The sequence below is a fragment of the Alicyclobacillus macrosporangiidus CPP55 genome (genome assembly GCF_000702485.1).
GTDB lineage: Bacteria > Bacillota > Bacilli > Alicyclobacillales > Alicyclobacillaceae > Alicyclobacillus_H > Alicyclobacillus_H macrosporangiidus_B.
In genome coordinates, this window is record NZ_JNIL01000001.1 from 1,955,650 (window position 1) to 1,972,466 (window position 16,817).

Here is a 16,817-nt window from a genome sequence, read left to right on the forward strand (position 1 = left end):
GATCGACATCGATCGCCTGATTTCGATTGGATTCGACACCCATCGCGCGGCATTGTCGAAAATCTTGGATTGCAGACATGGCTCGACATGGTTATATTTCAAAACGTGTGGTCGTCCGTCGACTGTATAAACAGCGTTCGGACGCGAGGGAAAAGTCAGGAAGGAGGGCCCCCCGTGGACGAGGCGTCGGCCCGGGAGATTGAGCGACTACGAGCGACCATGCACAGGGTTTTTGAGGAGTGCGGAGGAGATCTGCTACACCCAGTCGTTTTACAGGCCAGCCAGGCGCTGGACAGAGCACTCAACAAACACTGGAAGTCGATCCTCTGTCAAGCCACTTCACCTGCGACCATCGTCACCCGTTTCGCCTTTTCACCCCACGACACGACAACCAGACAAGGTTCAACGGGATATGCCTTCGCGGCGCATTGACGCATTGATACGCGAGCTTTCATTTCAGTAATTTCAGTGCCGGGCGTCCCGCCGTCAGGTTGGATTCAGCCCGGCACCGAAACGGACAGCAGGGGCAACAGCGGAAGTTGTGCGTTTTCACGCAGACCGGTCAGCCGTACCCCAAAGAGGGCGGGGTCCTGCAAATACACCGACTTCCCGTTCTGGTACGTCACCCAGGCATTGACGAAGGCGTACATCCCATAGTGGTAGTCGATGGCAAACCCGCTGTTCTCCACCGGTTGACCGTTGTAGGTCAGGTTGGTGGCGGGATCGAGATCGATATAGAGCGTCACCTTGTCCGGCGGATTGGGATCGGTGGCGGGCTCCGTCGTCTTTGGGCCCTGCAGTTGGCCGGACGGGGTGACGACGAACCTGTTGACGCCCCCAGCCAGTTCGAATCCCGTCCAGGTCTGCGTCCCGTGCTGAAGGATGCGGGCGTATCCGTGGAACTGGCTCGACACTTCCAGCGTCACCTGGACTCCGGCGTCCGCCTGATCCGCGGCGGACTGCAGCAGCCGTGTGAACCGATCGTTGAACACCGACTCGGACACGCCAAACGTCCGCGCGAAGGCGTCTCCATCGGTCATCCCGCTGTTGATCCGATTCAAGTAATCGGCCCACGCCTTCCAGCCGTACTGCTGCACGAGCCACGACACGGCGAGCCAGTCCTGCAACTCCAGATCGTAGGCCGCATCTCCCGCCAGTACCTTGGTCTCGTCGTCCGTCAACGGCAGCAGCTGCCCCTTCTTCACCGCGTCGAGCACGCTTTCGGCCATTTGCTTGGCATACCCGTCGTACGCGATCCCGCTGGCCACCGCCTGCTGAAAATGCATCCCCAGGGTGACCGCCAATCCTTCGTTGACCCAACTCGGCAACTCGGGCCCGACGCCGGCGTTCAGGTACACGTGCGTCAACTCGTGCGCCAGGGTATTGGCCAGGTCGGCATCGGACTTGTTTTGATACAGTGGAATCACGACGTTCTCTCCCTGGGTGAATCCGCCCGTATCGCGGCTGAACCGCTGCGCCTGATCGGGAGACACGCCGAGCGTCTTCAAGGCCTCCTTATAATCGGCCGCGGACTGGGCAAGATACAAGTGAATCGGCCTCCTGAGCCGAATCTGCAAAGCGTTCGAGATGGTGTCGGTCATCCGGCGGTTGACCACCAATTGCCGAACCCGTGTGACATCCGCGTCGGACACATCGTCCCCGACCCGCCGGATGTCGAGCGTGGGTTGGTTGGCCGCGGTGTTTCCCGAACCGGGATTTACCGGTTTCGATCCCGAGGGCGCCGCATGCCCAGTGGACTCCACCGTCCGGTTTCCGTTCGCCGCCGGGAGGGGGCTTGTCTGATTGCGCACCGGCACGGGAGGCACGTGGGTGAACGGCGTGATCCAAGAGCGGACCCGCTCCGGATTGTGCTGATACTCGAGCGTGACGGCGGATACGGCCGTGAGAGCCAGCGCGAACACCGTCACGGTGAGATGGAATACCCGGTCGGACCGCTTCGCCATCAGCGTTCACCTCGCCTTGCCGGAGATCATTGTTCGAAACGGGGGTTCGATTGCGGAAACCGATCGAATGGTTCAGCGGATGGCAGACGTGTTCCAAAGGCCGTTCCAATGACCGTTCCAATGGCCGTGCGCTTCATCCCTACAATACCAGTTTCGACAGCCGGCGGCGCGGTTGAAACATCTGGCATCTAAATTTCGTGACCGCTGTATTGACTTTTTTGCACCACCACGTTATGATCATGTTGGGTATTCCCAAATCACACGAGTAACGCAAGTGCTTGGCCAGAGTACGGATGGTATTCGGTAGTGCCAGTGCATGAACGGTACTTCAGTAGGGGGCAATATTGTGCAAGGTACAGTAAAGTGGTTCAATGCGGAGAAGGGCTACGGCTTCATTCAGGTGGAAGGCGGCAACGATGTGTTCGTGCACTACACGGCCATCAATGGCGAAGGCTTCCGTACTCTTGAAGAAGGCCAGCGCGTCGAGTTCGACATCGTCGAAGGTCAGCGCGGCCCGCAGGCGGCCAACGTCACAAAGCTGTCGTTCTAAAGTCTGAGATCGCAAGACGCCCTGCGAAAGCAGGGCGTTTTCGTCTGTCGGTTTTCTTTTCAGCGCCATCTGCCGCCGAACCTCACACCTCGGACAGCACCCGCTCCACGGCGCGCTGCATGCGGGCGAGCGTCTCCCGGCAAGCCGCTTCCGAAGCCCCCCGAGCGCCGAGATAGAACTTGATCTTCGGCTCCGTCCCCGACGGGCGCACGGCCAGCCACGATCCGCCGGCAAACCCGTATCGCAGCACGTCCGCACGCGGCAGGTCAATCGCCTCTTCCCGGCCGTCCACATAGCGGCGCCGCAGCACCTGGTAGTCCTCCGTCCAAACTAACTGCTCCCCGTCCACCGCGAGGCCGTCCTCCCGCTCGCGCAGGCGCGCCATCAGGCCTCGGATGCGTTCCAGGCCGTCCAGGCCCGGCAGAGTCTTGCTGATCAACTTCTCCTCGTGGTACCCCGCCCGCCGATACAACTCCTCCAAGGCGTCCACGAGTGTGTTGCCGCGGCGCTTGTGATACGCCGCCATCTCCGCCACCAACAGGCAGATCTGGACCGCGTCCTTGTCCCGCACGAAGTCCGCCGCCAGGTAGCCGTAGCTCTCCTCGTACCCGAACAGGAACGTCCGCTCGCCCGTTCGCTCATAGTGGCCAATCCGATCCCCGATATACTTGAACCCCGTCAACGTGTCCTCCACCGCGACCCCGTACTGGCGCGCGATGGCCGCGCCCAGCTCCGACGTCACGATGGTCTTGAAGACGATCCCGTCGGCCGGCAAAGTCCCCGCCGCCTTCCGCTGCCCCAGCACGAAGTCCACCAGGAGGCCCCCCGTCTGGTTGCCCGTCAGCAGCCGGTACTCGCCGTCCGCGAGCCGGACCGCGACCCCCACGCGATCCGCGTCCGGGTCCGTCGCCATGGCGATGTCCGCCCCGACCCGGCGCGCCGTCTCCAGCGCCCGCTCGAGCGCCGCCGGTTCCTCCGGGTTCGGGCTGGCAGTCGTCGGAAACTCGCCGTCCGGCTGCATCTGTTCCGCCACCAGGTGCAGATCCGCGTAGCCGGCCCGGCGCAGCACAGCCTCCACCGGCTTCCCGCCCGTGCCATGCAGCGGGCTGTACACCACGCGAAGCGCCTTTCGGTCCGCGTCCTCCACGCCCGCCACGCGAATGGTCCTGACGACCGTCTCCACGTAGGCCTCGTCCACCTCATCGCCTACCCACACGAGGCGGCCGGTCTGCTCCGCCTCTGCAGGATCGGCCAGGGGTATGGAGAACCAGTCCTTCACTGCTTCGATCTCGCGCGTGATGGCATCCGCCACGTCGGGCAGGATCTGGCCCCCGTCCGCGCCGTACACCTTATATCCGTTGTATTCAGGCGGGTTGTGGCTCGCCGTGATCATGATTCCGCCGGCCGCCTGCAGGCGCCGCACCGCGAACGACAACTCCGGCGTCGGGCACAGATGGCGGAACACATACGCCTTCAGCCCCGCCGCCGCCAGCACGCAGCCCGCTTCCAGGGCGAACTCGGCCGACATGCGCCGGCAATCGTAACCAATGACCACGCCGCGCGACGCCGCGTCCGGGATCGCCGCCTGAAGGTACCGCGCCAGCCCCAGCGTCGCCCGGCGGACGGTGTACACGTTCATGCGCGATGTCCCCGCGCCGATGATCCCGCGCAGGCCGCCCGTGCCAAACTGGAGATCGTACCCGAACCGCTCCGCGATCTCCTCCGGTTTGTCCGCCAACCACTCCAATTCCCGCTCGATGTCGGACGGATGCTCCGCATGAGCCCGCCAAGCCTGATACCGTTTCTGTGCGTCCAACGCCACTGCCCTCCTTTCAAGTTCCGATCCAAAGTGTATCGCCTGAAGGGAGCGGCGTCCAGTTCAGCTCAATGCAGCGGCGTCAACCCCATCACCTGCAGTCCGCCCGGGAGGGCGGTGGCCGGATAGGTGTGGGCCGGTTGCCCGGCAGCATCGTACAGTACTACGTCCACGAGATAGGGAACGCCGAATTGGTCGTCCAGCGCGATGCCCTGCCGGGGCAGACTTCCACTCGTCTTCAGCTGTACGAACCACACCCCGTCTGGCCCGGTGACGTCGGACGCGGCCGCCACCCGCAGCCCAGCGGCCGCCTGCACGGTCCCGTCGGCCCGGCAGGTGATGTCGTACGTATGCCCTGGCGCAAGGCCCGACACCTCATACGCGCGCCCGTCCGGCGACGTGATGTACACCGTCTCCGGCCCGCCCCAGAGGACCGCCAGCCGCATTGTGAAGCCCGAATCGGACTGGGCGGCCTGCTGGGCGAGACTCGCCTGCACCTGATTCGCGAAGGTGTCGAAGGACATGCCGAAGGTGTGGGTGAAGGCGTCGGGATCGTGATCGATCGCGCGGACATACCGCATCACCGCCGGCAGGCCGAAGCGCGTGATCAATTGGTGGACCGCCCAGTAATCCTGCAGCTCGACGTTGTAGGCGGAATCCAGCGGATCGGCCTGGCCGAGCGGCCGGAGATCCCCCGCCCGCTGGTGCGTCAAGGTGTCTACCCAATTGGACCACGGGATCCCGGTGGTCAACACCGGGTCCTGGCTGCCGTCCAGTTCGGCGTCCACCCCCATCTCCCAGGCGATCCCCTCGTTGGCCCAACTGGGGATCGCGCTGGACACGGTGGCCACCAGGGCGTGCGTCAGCTCGTGCGCCATCACGTTAAGGCCGTCCGTCTGATGGAAAGCCGGCATCAGCACGCTGATCTGGTTGAGCCCCTCCTCGGCTGCCACCGAGTTCTCGGCCAGCGAAGCCGCATCTCCGACCGTGTATCCCTCTTGGAGAAAGTGCTGCTTGTACGCGTCCGCGGAACTGTACAGGGTGACCTGGATGCGGCTCTGTTCTGCCAATCCCGTGGCGGAAGCGACCTCGGGATACACGTGCTCGAAGATGTCGGCGACCGACTGGAGATCCATGGCCGACACGCCTGTGTCCCCGGCGATCACGTCGGCATGCGCAGTCGCCAGCCGGGACGCCTGGGGCAGGGCGGGCAGGTGCACGTCCAGCGCCTGCTGCCGTGCCGATCCCGCCGGGACAGTGAACGGCTGCAACAGGTACACCGCCTCGTCCTGCCCGATGGCCGCGAAGACCTCGTACTGGCCGGGTGGCACCGGGATAGAAAACGTCCCGTCCGCCTGGACATCGGCGTAGTAGTGCGCGTGTGTCTGCACGTCGCGCAGCGAGATCTGCTTGACGGGATACGACGCTCCGTCGAACACGAGACGCCCGTGGAGGGTCACTTGCGGCCCCATCTGGCCGCTCGCTATGCCGGACGGACTGTCGGACGACCCCGTGCCGCCCGCTGCGCCATCCTGCACGCCGTGCTCCGTGCCGCCGGCGGCGCCATCCCCCGTGCCTGCGTCGCCGGCGTCCACCTGCACCTGGACCGGCACTCCGGCCGCCGTCAGCGCTGAGGCAGGCACGTACCAATCCCCCTGCCACTCCACGGCCGCCTCGGAGAGCGGGTCCGCTCCGTCGACGGTGATGGACGCCTGTGGGACCACCCGCGGGAGGTCGTCGATGGCCAACTGTTTTCCATCCCATGTGCTGTGGATGCCGTACGCCAGCAGGAACTGTTGGAAATACCAGACGCCGAAGAAAGTGGTGCCGCCGCTGTACAGGACGGGCACCCGCCTCCACAACTGTGACCCGACATAGACCTCGCCGTTCGGTTGAAAGCCGCTGACGGCGACCGCCCGATCCACCGTCGGATGCACCGGCGTCTGGGCGACTGGATGCGCTGTGCCCGAAGACAGGGGCGAAGGAGCGGTGGAGCGAGGCAGCGTGATCGACAGGGCTTGTCCCGAGGCCGAAACCGTGCCGCCCACCTGGCGGGCGATGGCGCTGACGTCGACGTACGCCTCCCCTTGAACCCACAGCGCACCGACCCCGGGCGCGGGCGAACCGGACACGGTGACGGTGGCCGCAACGGCCTTCGGGAAGCCCGTCAGCGTCAACCGGGTGCCGTTCCAGGTGGAGTCGATGCCGTACGCCCGGAGCAGCTGCTGCAGATACCAGATCCCGAAATAGGTGGTCCCTCCGTACACGAGGTATGGCACGGTGCGCCAAGCCGATCCCGCCACCAGGACGGGGCCGTCGTGCACCGTCGCCGCGGCCTTCTGGACGGCCGGCCTGGCCTTCAATCCCAGCCTGGTCCGGACACCCGCGGTCCGCACGGACGCGGGCGCGATCGGCGCAAGGGAACGCATCGGGGCCATCGCGGCCTCTGTGGCCAGGGGCTCGTGCGAAGAGGGGAACCAGGCGGGCGAAGCGGGCAGGGTTTGCGCCAGTCCAGTTCCCGAGGGCAGCACAGCCAAAGCGGCCGTGACGGCCGCAGCCACGCGCCGGATGGATGATTTGTGAAGTCGTCTGGACGTCATGGTACGCCTCCGTACGTGGATTCCTGAAGCGGATTCCTATCGGAATTCCACAGAGAGGCGCGAGAATCCTGTCACGACTTGCGTGGCGAAACCTTCCATCCGGCGCGGCCGGTCCGGCGTCTCGGCTCCCGCGACGCCGGCGAGGTGGCGGCGGCACCCGCGCGGCACCCGCGGTTCCGTGCAAGCCTGCGCGATGCGCTAGATGATGAATCCGAACCCCAGCCCGAATCCGGGGTACAATCCGTACAGCCCGCCGAACGGCACGAATAGCCCCCCGAAGAACTGGACCTGCGCCAGGTCCTCATCCGGATGCAACGGGGCGTCCAGACCCACCTCGGCGTCCACCGCCTCCCGGGAATCTGAGGCCGCCAACCGCACCGGGTTGGCGAGCACGATCCCCGTCCGCGTCACCCGCGTCAACACGCCGCGATGCCAGCCGTACACCGAGTGGCAGCACACCATTTGGCCGAGGAACCGGTGCGCGCCTTTGCACGTCGCACACATGGGCATCCCATCCTCACTTTGTGGACTGTACCATTACCGTATGACCGGGTAGCCCCGGGAAGCTGTGCGGATGACGGAGGACAGCGTCCCAATTGTGCAGCGATGGAATCCATCCGCTGTAATAAAACCGCAGGATGGAGCGTCTTGCGTTCGAAGGAGGGCGGAGCCAGTGGAGGGACTGGAGGAGGTCCGGGGTTTCCTGGAAGGGGATGCCGGCGCGTTCCGGCGCATCGTGGAACGGGAGAGCCCCGCGCTGTATCGGCTGGCGGTGTGGCTCACGCACGATCCCGCGGCCGCCCAGGACCTGGTCCAGGAGGTGTTCGTCCGCGCCTGGCGCCATCGCCGTCAGCTGCGGACCCCGGAGCGCCTCACACCGTGGCTCCACGCCATCCTCCGGCGGGCGCATCTCGACTGGCGCCGACGCGGGGGGCGCCGCGAGGTGCCTGTCGCCGACGCACCAGAGCGCCTCGAGCGCCTGACCTTTCGCCACGGGAGATTCGCCCCGCCCGTGGAGGACCGGATCGCACGGGATGAAGACTTGGGTGCGCTCCGCGAGGCGCTGGACCGCCTGTCCCCCTTGGACCAGGCGATCCTCGCCCTGCGCTTCGGGGACGATCTCGCGGTCCACGAGATCGCCCGCCGGTTGAACCTGCGGCCCGGCGCGGTCGCGACCCGCATCCACCGCGCCCTGGCGAAGCTGCGCCGGTTCCTGGCGGAGGACGCTGGGGCGGACGGTGCGGCGGATCGCGCACAGAGACGGAACGGGTGAAGGGAGGTGGCGTCATGTCATCGCGCACGTCTTTGGAAGATCGGCTGCGGCAGCACTACCGGACCGAGGCCGAACAGGCCGGGGATGCGGCGCCGGCGGGCCTGTGGGCGGGGATCGCAGGGCGCCTGGGCCTGGAGGAGACCCGTGGCCCCAACCTATCGCCGGGCGGCAGCTCGAGCGGCGAATCCAGCGGGCGCCGCGCGGCGCAGCCCCTGCGGCGCGCCCGCCGCTGGGCGGTGCGGGGAGTGGCCGGATTGGCGGGCGCCGCCGCCGTGATCGCGGGGGTGGTCCACTTCGCCCCGCGCTGGGTCATCGCGGCGGCCGCCTCACTGCACGGGCAGTCCCCGGCGGCCGAGGGGGAAGTGCTCCGCGGAGACCCGGGCCTGTGGCAACTGTTCCAGCAGGGCGCGTTCCAACCTGTGCAGCTCTCGGCGACCCACGGCGGCGTCACCTTGACGGTGCTCGACGTCTATGCGGACGCCAACCGCACCGTCGTCGTCTATCAAATCGACGGCCCGGCGGCACCCCAGGGAACCCTCGAGGCCGAGCCCTGGCAGGTGCGCATCGACAACGCCCGCGAGTCCGCCGATGCCGCGCTGTCGGGACGACAGCCCCCCGTCCCCGAGCGGTACCGCGTGACCCTGCGCGATCCGTTCGGGTGGCCGCACGACGCCACCGAGATCGACGGGCTGGGGAACCTGGGGTACATCGTCTTCCCGCCCCTCCCCGGCTGGCTCCGCCCGCTGGGCCTGCACCTGACCCTGCACGTTGAGGCCGTCGGCGACACCCTGGCCAAAGGCGATCTGTTCGGCCCCCGCACCTTCCGCACGGTGACGGGCCCGTGGGACATCCCGTTCGTCGCCCTGCCCGCCCCGGGGCCGGTGCTTGCCCTCAACCCCGCCGTGCGCGCGGCGGACGGGGGCGCAACCCTCACCCTGACCTCGGTGCGGACGACGGCCAGCGGCACCCGGATAGAGCTCTCGACCGACGGTCTCCCTGCGGACACCCCGGAGAACTTCGCCCAGTACCGGGTGGAAGGGCCAGGCGGAGACACGGTGCGCCCCACGGCGGTGGCACGATCCGGCGGTCGCATCACGGCCCAGTTTCCGCCCCTCACTCGCGCGGGCGTCTACACGCTGGTCGTGGAATCGGACCGTCGGGTCTGGCGGCTGCCCTGGCGCCAGCCAGCCTGGTCCAGCCAACAGCCCCAGTGGGGGCCGGCGCTCTCGGCCCAGTCGGGAGCCCCGATGTCCGGGAGCGCGCCAGACGCCAGCGTCTACACGGGCACCAGCCTGGCCGATGCCGCACGCCTGTCGGGCCTGCCCGTGCACGGCGTCCCGGCCGGATGGCGCCTGGTTCAGGTGTCGGTCACGCCGGATTTCCGCCCGCCGCTGTCGGGCGACCGGAGCGCCACGCCGTACGCGGTGCAGCTGACGCTGACCAACGCCGCCGGGGTGACTCTGACGGTGACGGAGTCGCGCACGCTGTGGTCGCTCATCCCGGCCTCGGAGAGCCTGGCGGTGTACCGGGCATCAATGGATCGTGCATCGGGATCGAACGTGGAAGGACCGAGGGTGGGGCAATACGAGGGCATGACGACGCACCTGTGGGTGGCGCGGACGATGGACCCGGCGCACACGGCGACCCTGCGGGTGCCCATCCTGTACCTGTATCCGTCCTGGGGCAGCATCGAGGTTGCGCCGGTGCCAGGGAAGACGCAGGGGCTGGACGAAGCCGCGCTCGAGCGGCTGGTGACCGAGGTGGCGCAGGCGTGGTGGGCGGCCCCGGTGGTCACCGGTTGACGGCGGGGCGGCCCGCCGCACGGGCCGCCCCCAGAGCACCGACCTCGGGTCGCTGGGATTCGCGTGGCCACGGAGAGCCGCCCAGCGCCGCGAAGAGCCGCGGAGCGTTCACGCGCCGGCCTTGGCGATCCCGTTGAAAAACCCAACCACCTGCGCGAACGCGTCCCGGCTGGCCTCCGGATGGTACGCGCTGCGGGTGTCGTTGAAGAAGGCGTGCTGCGCCCCTTCGTAGACCGTGTACTGGAAGTCCTTGCCCGCCGCCCGCATCGCCTCGGCCAGGCCGGGGACCTGGTCGGTGATGCGGTGATCGAGCCCGCCGTAGAAGCCGCGCACCGGGCAGCGGACGCCCGAGACCAGGGCGGGATCGGGCGCGTGGCCGTAGAAGATGACGGCACCCTTCAACGCCTCGTCCTGGCAGGCCAACCGCGCGGACAGGGCTCCGCCCATGCAGAAGCCGATGGACATCACCGGCTGCCCCTTGCTGTGCTCGCAGCCATCGCGCAGATACGCCGTCGTCGCCAGCAGCTGCGGCATGTATTTCTCCATCTGCAGCCCGCCGAAGAGGGTCGTGAAGGTCTCCGTGATCCGCTGGCCCTCCTCGCCGGGCAGTTTCGCCAGCGCCGCTTCCCTGGCCTGAGCGTCATGCCACGCCGACGGCGGCAGGCTGTCGAGGAACGACTTGACCGCCTCGATCCGTTCGGGTGCCAACACCGCCGGCCGCTCACCGCCCGGCGCGTACAGATCGGGCGCGAACGCCGTGTACCCGGCCTTGGCGAAGCGCTCCGCCACGTCCTGGATGTGGGCGTCCACCCCCCAGATCTCCTGGATGACGATCACGGCCGGCAACGGCCCCCCAGCCCGCCTGGGCTTGGCCAGGTAGCCGCTGTACTGGTTGCGGTCGCCGTAACGAACCCACTGCGTGATCAAACTCACCGCGCATCCCTCCCTGGAGACATTTCGGATATCCAAACAAAATTGTAGCGAAGGCAGCGGATCGTACGCAATCCGCCAGTGGATGGGGTAACATGGGCTCAAAAGGAGAGGGGAGGATGGACATGGCGCATGAACCAGCCCGTGCGGCGGTGATCACGGTGAGCGACTCGGTCAGCCGCGGCCTCCGCACGGACATCGGCGGGCAGCGCGCCGAAGAGGCCCTGGCGCGCATGGGTTTCGCCGTAGCGGTGCGCGTGGCGGTGCCCGATGAGCGGGAAGAGATTGCAGCGCTCCTGCGACGATTGGCGGATGAGGAGGGCGTCCGCCTGATTGTGACCACGGGCGGCACCGGCCTCGGTCCGCGCGACGTCACCCCGGAAGCGACGCTGGACGTGGTGGATCGGACCGTGCCCGGCATCGCTGAGGCGATGCGGGCGGAAAGCATCAAAAAGACCCCATTCGGGATGATCTCCCGCCAGGTGGCGGGGACCCGCGGGCAGGCCCTGATCCTCAACCTGCCCGGCAATCCGAAGGCGGTCGATGAATGCCTGGCGGTGGTGGCTCCTGTCCTGCGGCACACGCTGGACCTGCTGGCTGGCCGCACCCAGCACCAGGAGTAGGGCGGGGCAACAGGTCAGTCCCGGACGACGGCGTACGCGCGGCCCATCTCCTCCGACCGCCGCGCGGCCGCCTGCAGCGCGGCGTCCACCACGTCGGCGAGGCGGCCTGCCTCCATCACCGCCACGCCGGCTTGGGTAGTGCCACCCGGAGAGGTGACGCGCCGGCGCAGTTCATCCGGCGCGAGCCCCCATTCGCGCAGGGTGCGCGCCGTCCCCACCACCGTCTGTAGCAGCAGGGCCCGGGCCAACTCCGGATCGAACCCCAGGCGAATGGCCGCTGCCTCCATCGCCTCGAGGAAGTAGCAGACAAATCCGGGGCCGCTGCCGGAGAAGGCGGTGGCGGCGTTCATCAGGCGCTCGGGGATCTCCACCACCTCGCCGAGCTGTCCGAGCAGAAACAGAATATCCTTTCGATCCCGTTCGGCGAGCCCCGCCTCCGGAAACGAGACGGCGGTCGCCCCTTCCTGCACGCCGACCGGGATGTTCGGCATGGTGCGAACCACCGGGGAGCGGTGCTCGATGATCTCGGCCATCCAGTCCATCGTCACGCCGGCGGCAAAGGACACCAACGGCTGCCCCTGGAGATACGGCCGGACCTGCGCCAGCGCCTCGGCAGCGTCCGCCGGTTTCACGGCGAGAAAGACCATCCTGGCGCCCGCCGCGGCCTCTGTCCCGGCCACCCGCACGCCGTACTTCTCGCGCAATCCCGCCGCCCGTCCGCCGAGGGTCCGGCCTGTCACCATGAGCCGATCGGGCGAGATGGCCCGCTTCTCAATGACACCCTTCACAAACGCTTCGGCCATCGCCCCCGCGCCGATCACGAATACCTCTCCGGCGAACGTCTCCATGCGCTCTCCTCCACTCCGCTCAGAATCCTCGAAATCACCGGTGCAAACGCGTTCCGGCCGGTTTCCGCCTGCCTGCGTCCGTATACCGGCATTGTACGCCCCCCCGCCCCGGCTGGCAATCCCGGAGGCTGCATACGAAAAGGGCCCAGCGTCCGCGTGGCGGCGGCTGAGCCCTCTGAAAGACTCTGTTTGGTTTCGTCCGGCCGGTGTCAGTGCACGTACCGCTGGACCCGCTGGTACACCTCTTCCGGCGTCAATCCCTCGCATGACACGATGGGGCAGTTCATCTGCACATCCTGCATGCCCATGATGTTCTCATCCGCCCCGGTCACGCAGCAGCATGCCAAGTTCGTGGCGTCCGAAACGGCGTTGTTGAGCTCCACCACCTGTAAACCCTGCGCCTGCAGATACCGTTTGACCGGTTCCAATCCGCGTTCCACGGCGACCGTCTTCACGCTGGCTTCCCCCTCTCTTGCGTCTTGCGGCCGGAGCGAACGGCTCCCTGCCGTATCCACATCTGCGTTTCAACTTCTCCGCAAGACGCGCGGATTATGCACCCGAGCTTCAGACGGGTCAGCGCCGCATCTCATCGCAGGGTTGGCCCGCCACGCCTCCATTAAGCGTCCTCAAGCGTCCTCAAGCGTCCTCGAGCGGAATCACCGGGGTGCCGCCTCGGCCCGTCAGCCGCGCGGGCGGATACAGCTTCGCCAACGGCACCGCGACCAGGGTGGTCACCAGCGCCTTGATGGCGTCGCCCAGGAGGAACGGGTAACAACCGCCCACCAGCGCCTTGCCCAGAGACATGTGTGCGGCGACCGCCAGCCACGGCACGCCGATCAGGTACACGAACAGGCTGCCGAAGACCTCGACCACGATGAAGGTCCAGACGTAACGAGGAAAACCTTGTGCGCGGATCCTCGGCAGGAACCAGCCAATCAACAGCGCGCTGAACGGCCACGAAACGATGTAGCCGCCCGTGGCGCCAAGGATGACCTGCAGGCCGCCGTGCCCGCCCATCAGCGGCAGGCCGAGGGCGGTCAGCACCACCACCAGCAGAATGCTCAGAAAGCCGTACCCGGGGCCGAGGAAAGCGCCCGCCATCATCACCGCCAGCGTCTGCAGGGTGATGGGAACCGGGGTGAACCAGAGATCGATCCGCACGTTGCTGAACACCGCCAACAGCGCCGCGAACAGCGCGCTAAAGACCACGCCGCGTACCGTCACCATTGAAACCTCCTCATCGGATTTGTTAACTTGTATGTACCATGACGTTAACATATCACGCATCCGAACCTGCCATCAATCCGAAATCTATCGAGAGACCGATCCTGGGAGTACCGGCTGCCGAAAGCCCTGAATTCGGGCCGCCGGCCGGCGAGAGATCCGATCTCTGCACGCCCCTCTTGGCACTCCACGATGTTTCCGTCGCTCTCGCCGGTGAGACACATCCGATCACTTTTGCTCTGCGCGGGGTGCACCTCGCCGTCCACCCGGGTGAATGGCTGCTCGTCATGGGCCGAAACGGCAGTGGCAAGAGCACGCTCGGCCGGGTGATGGCCGGCCTGTGCGGCGTGTCCCGCGGACAGGTCGTCCGCCGGCCCGGTGCCACCGTACGCCTGGTGTTTCAGAACCCGGACGCCCAGCTCGTCGGCCAGACCGTGGCCGAGGATGTCGCCTTCGGGTTGCAGGTGCAGGGGCTGGCGCCGAGCGAGATCGAGCGCCGCAGCCGAGCCGCGCTGCGGGCCGTGGGGTTGGAGGAACTGCGGGATCGATCCGTCACCCACCTGTCCGGCGGACAAAAACAACTGCTCTGCACGGCCAGCGCCCTGGCGTTGGAACCCGCCGTGCTGGTCTTCGACGAGGCGACCGCCATGCTGGACGCGGGCGCCCGGCAGGCGTTATGGTCCGTGGCCCGGCGCCTGTGCACCGCGGGCGTGGCGGTGGTGTGGATCACGCAATCCATGGAGGAGCTGGCGTGGGCCGACCGCATGGTCCTGCTCGACGAAGGCCGCGTGGTCTTTGAAGGCACGCCGCGGCAGTTCGTGACGCCGGAGGCGGGTGACGATGCGCCCTGCCAGCGGTTCGGATTCCCGCTGCCGTGGGCGAGCGCGATCGCGATTGACCTTTGCAACAAAGGCGTCCCCTTGCCGCGGGTGGCGTTGACGGAGGCCGAACTGGCCGCGGACCTTCAGGCGTTGTGCGAGAGGGAGGGTGAGGTCGATGGCGCTGGAGGCGCGGGGGCTCACGGTCACGGCAACATCGGGCCGGACGCTGTTGAACGCGGTCACCTGCCGGGCTGAGGCGGGCGATCTCATCGTCATCGCGGGCCCCGTCGGTGCGGGTAAATCCACGCTGCTGCACGCCCTCGCCGGCCTCGTCCGGCCCGCCGAGGGGGAGGTCCGCTGCGACGATGAGCCCCTGTGGCGGGGCCGGCGCCCCGACGCAGGGGTGCTCCGGCGGATCGGCGTTGTGTTTCAATCGCCGGAGCAACAGCTCTTCGCGCGCGACGTGGCGGCGGAGTTCCGGTACTCGTTGCGCCCGTACCGCCTGTCCGCCGCCGAGTCCGCGCATCGGACGCGAACTGCCCTGGCCCGGGTGGGCCTCGGCGACGACTTCCTCCCCCGCGCGCCGCTGTCTCTCAGCGGGGGCCAGCGCCGGCGGGTGGCCGTCGCCACATCGTTTGCACCCAACCCCGATTGGCTCCTATTTGACGAGCCGACGGCCGGAATGGACCCGGCCGCGGCACAACGCTTCCTCGACACCCTGAAATCCTTGCGGGAGGACCGTCGATCCCGCGGCCGCGGCGGCCTCCTCATCGCCACCCACGACCTGGAGGCGTTTCTCCCGGTGGCGGACCGGGTGTGGGTGGTCGCGGAAGGCCGCCTCACGGCCGACGTCGATCCCGCCGGCCTGTGGACGGACCCCCGCCCGCTGCTCGACGCCGGCCTGACGCCCCCGCCCGGGTTCACGCTGGGACGCGCCCTGGCCGCTTACGGCGTGCGTCTTCCGGCGGGCCCGCTCTCCGCGAAGGAGGCGGCGGCCGCCATCGCCGATCAATGGCCCGGGGTCAAGAGGCAGGCGTCGATGACGGGGGCAAAGCCCTCGCCAGCACCTGCGGCGGTGAAGTCCGGGCCGGCGCCCTCGACGGCGACGCCCTCTCCGGCGCCCTCGGCTGCGAAGTCCGGGCCGGCACCGTCCGCGGCCGAGGAGCCATGGGAGCATCCCGTACGACGCGCGCGGCCCGAAGGACCACAGTCCGCACACTCTCATCCCCCTGCACCGGCCGCCCCGGGACTGGTGCCCGCGCCGAGACCGCTCGTGCAGACCGCCTGGCGACGTCTCCTGCGTCCCGGCCCCACTGGGACAGCCCGCGTGCTGCAGGGACTCGACGCCCGCGCCAAGTGGGCGGGCTATGCCCTCCTGACGGCGGGGGTGATGGTTCAAAGCCAGCCCGCCGGCCTCATCGCCGCCACTGGGATCGCCGCGATCCTCAGCGCGGTGGCCAACGTGCCGCTCGGCACCCTGTGGCGGTGGACGCGCCCCATCCTGGGGTTGACCCTGTTCTCCGCGGCGCTGTCCGGGATCCGCTTTGGGCAGGCGGGCCCACTTGGCCTCGGGTTCAACCCCGCCGGGGCGGCCCGCACCCTCGCCACCCTCTACCGGGTCGTGCTGATGGTGTGGTTGAGCGGGCTGCTCTCCTGGACCACCACCGCCCTCGAACTGCGCCAGGCCTTGGAACAGGTGCTCGGCCGCCTGCCCGGGTTGCGGCGCCCGGCGGCCGTCCTTTCGCTGGCGGCCTCGCTGATCATGCGGTTCATTCCCGTAATCGGGGACCAGCTCGACCGGTTCTCCCGCATCGCCCGTGCCCGCGCGAAGTCACCCGCCCCGCCCGGCCGCATCCGGCCTCGGGACTTGCCCGCCGTGACCGTCCCCTTACTGGCGGCGCTGTTTCAGATCGCGGAGGACCTGTCCCTGGCGATGGAGGCGCGCGGATACAGCCAACTCCAACCCCTTGCCCCAGCGGAGCGCGGCACCGTACGATGGTCACGGCGCGATTGGGCAGCCATCGCCATCACCCTTGCCATCACCGCCGGCCTGATCCTCCTCCGTTGAGCTGTGCGTTCGGCCGGGAAAAGAAACGCGGTGTCGGGGCTGAAACAAGCGACGCGGGACCGGTTGTCCGGCCCCGCGGTCGAAGACGTCAGGCCGCTCGCCTGTGCGGATGGCCCGATAAAAAACGTTTGTACCTTATTATCCCCTCACGGATCCCTGTTTCGATCGGTTTTCATTTAAACCACCACCCGAGCCCGCGTCATAGAAAACGTTTTGGTGTAAACCGTGGTCATTCCAGCCCCGCCGGCAACGGATAAATCAAATCCTGACGCTATCCCTACTCGTCCAACTCACATTT

At 67.6% G+C, this 16,817-nt stretch carries 15 protein-coding genes; 7 read left to right on the forward strand and 8 right to left on the reverse strand.

Annotation, left to right across the window (positions count from 1 at the left end; genetic code table 11):
- Positions 1-174: 174 nt before the first annotated feature.
- The gene (locus N687_RS0109665; protein ID WP_029421661.1) at positions 175-432 is read left to right on the forward strand and encodes an aspartyl-phosphate phosphatase Spo0E family protein; all 258 of its coding nucleotides are present in this window, start codon (positions 175-177) and stop codon (positions 430-432) included.
- A gap of 65 nt (positions 433-497) precedes the next feature.
- On the opposite strand, the gene N687_RS0109670 is transcribed toward N687_RS0109665, so the two are convergent.
- Positions 498-1,964, reverse strand: coding sequence for a hypothetical protein (locus N687_RS0109670; protein WP_029421662.1), 1,467 nt, complete (start codon positions 1,962-1,964; stop codon positions 498-500).
- A gap of 343 nt (positions 1,965-2,307) precedes the next feature.
- Between N687_RS0109670 and N687_RS0109675 the strand changes: the two genes are divergently transcribed.
- Positions 2,308-2,514, forward strand: a complete 207-nt coding sequence (locus tag N687_RS0109675; protein WP_139234616.1) for a cold-shock protein — start codon at positions 2,308-2,310, stop codon at positions 2,512-2,514.
- Positions 2,515-2,596: 82 nt separating this feature from the next.
- On the opposite strand, the gene N687_RS0109680 is transcribed toward N687_RS0109675, so the two are convergent.
- The 3 genes from N687_RS0109680 to N687_RS0109690 all read right to left on the reverse strand — a co-directional run bounded on the left by N687_RS0109680 (position 2,597) and on the right by N687_RS0109690 (position 7,434).
- Positions 2,597-4,336 carry a phospho-sugar mutase gene (locus tag N687_RS0109680; protein WP_051663118.1) on the reverse strand — a complete coding sequence of 580 codons (1,740 nt, stop codon included), beginning with the start codon at positions 4,334-4,336 and terminating at the stop codon, positions 2,597-2,599.
- A 62-nt stretch (positions 4,337-4,398) separates the two neighbouring features.
- Complete coding sequence (locus N687_RS0109685; protein ID WP_029421665.1) at positions 4,399-6,930, reverse strand: carboxypeptidase-like regulatory domain-containing protein; 2,532 nt, start codon at positions 6,928-6,930, stop codon at positions 4,399-4,401.
- 198 nt (positions 6,931-7,128) lie between these two features.
- Positions 7,129-7,434, reverse strand: coding sequence for a hypothetical protein (locus N687_RS0109690; RefSeq protein ID WP_029421666.1), 306 nt, complete (start codon positions 7,432-7,434; stop codon positions 7,129-7,131).
- A gap of 169 nt (positions 7,435-7,603) precedes the next feature.
- Here N687_RS0109690 and N687_RS0109695 point away from each other — a divergent pair, with 169 nt between their 5' ends.
- Positions 7,604-8,203 (forward strand): RNA polymerase sigma factor, encoded by a 600-nt coding sequence (locus N687_RS0109695; RefSeq protein WP_029421667.1) that lies wholly within the window; start codon positions 7,604-7,606, stop codon positions 8,201-8,203.
- A gap of 14 nt (positions 8,204-8,217) precedes the next feature.
- Complete coding sequence (locus N687_RS0109700) at positions 8,218-10,005, forward strand: DUF4179 domain-containing protein (protein WP_029421668.1); 1,788 nt, start codon at positions 8,218-8,220, stop codon at positions 10,003-10,005.
- A 108-nt stretch (positions 10,006-10,113) separates the two neighbouring features.
- Here N687_RS0109700 and N687_RS0109705 read toward each other — a convergent pair whose 3' ends face one another.
- The gene (locus N687_RS0109705; protein WP_029421669.1) at positions 10,114-10,938 is read right to left on the reverse strand and encodes a dienelactone hydrolase family protein; all 825 of its coding nucleotides are present in this window, start codon (positions 10,936-10,938) and stop codon (positions 10,114-10,116) included.
- A gap of 122 nt (positions 10,939-11,060) precedes the next feature.
- Between N687_RS0109705 and N687_RS0109710 the strand changes: the two genes are divergently transcribed.
- The gene (locus tag N687_RS0109710; RefSeq protein ID WP_029421670.1) at positions 11,061-11,558 is read left to right on the forward strand and encodes a MogA/MoaB family molybdenum cofactor biosynthesis protein; all 498 of its coding nucleotides are present in this window, start codon (positions 11,061-11,063) and stop codon (positions 11,556-11,558) included.
- A gap of 14 nt (positions 11,559-11,572) precedes the next feature.
- On the opposite strand, the gene proC is transcribed toward N687_RS0109710, so the two are convergent.
- The 3 genes from proC to N687_RS0109725 all read right to left on the reverse strand — a co-directional run bounded on the left by proC (position 11,573) and on the right by N687_RS0109725 (position 13,633).
- A complete protein-coding gene (proC, locus tag N687_RS0109715) occupies positions 11,573-12,406 on the reverse strand; it encodes a pyrroline-5-carboxylate reductase (protein WP_029421671.1) in 834 nt (277 codons plus the stop codon).
- A gap of 209 nt (positions 12,407-12,615) precedes the next feature.
- On the reverse strand, positions 12,616-12,861 hold the full coding sequence (locus N687_RS0109720; protein ID WP_029421672.1) for a YkuS family protein: 246 nt from the start codon (positions 12,859-12,861) through the stop codon (positions 12,616-12,618).
- 181 nt (positions 12,862-13,042) lie between these two features.
- Positions 13,043-13,633: a biotin transporter BioY gene (locus N687_RS0109725; RefSeq protein WP_029421673.1), complete on the reverse strand. Its 591-nt coding sequence runs from the start codon at positions 13,631-13,633 to the stop codon at positions 13,043-13,045.
- A gap of 176 nt (positions 13,634-13,809) precedes the next feature.
- Between N687_RS0109725 and N687_RS0109730 the strand changes: the two genes are divergently transcribed.
- Both N687_RS0109730 and N687_RS22160 read left to right on the forward strand, forming a co-directional pair.
- On the forward strand, positions 13,810-14,706 hold the full coding sequence (locus tag N687_RS0109730; protein WP_197029255.1) for an ATP-binding cassette domain-containing protein: 897 nt from the start codon (positions 13,810-13,812) through the stop codon (positions 14,704-14,706).
- A complete protein-coding gene (locus N687_RS22160; protein WP_051663121.1) occupies positions 14,627-16,519 on the forward strand; it encodes an ATP-binding cassette domain-containing protein in 1,893 nt (630 codons plus the stop codon). Before N687_RS0109730 ends, N687_RS22160 begins: the two co-directional genes overlap by 80 nt.
- Positions 16,520-16,817: the final 298 nt, after the last annotated feature.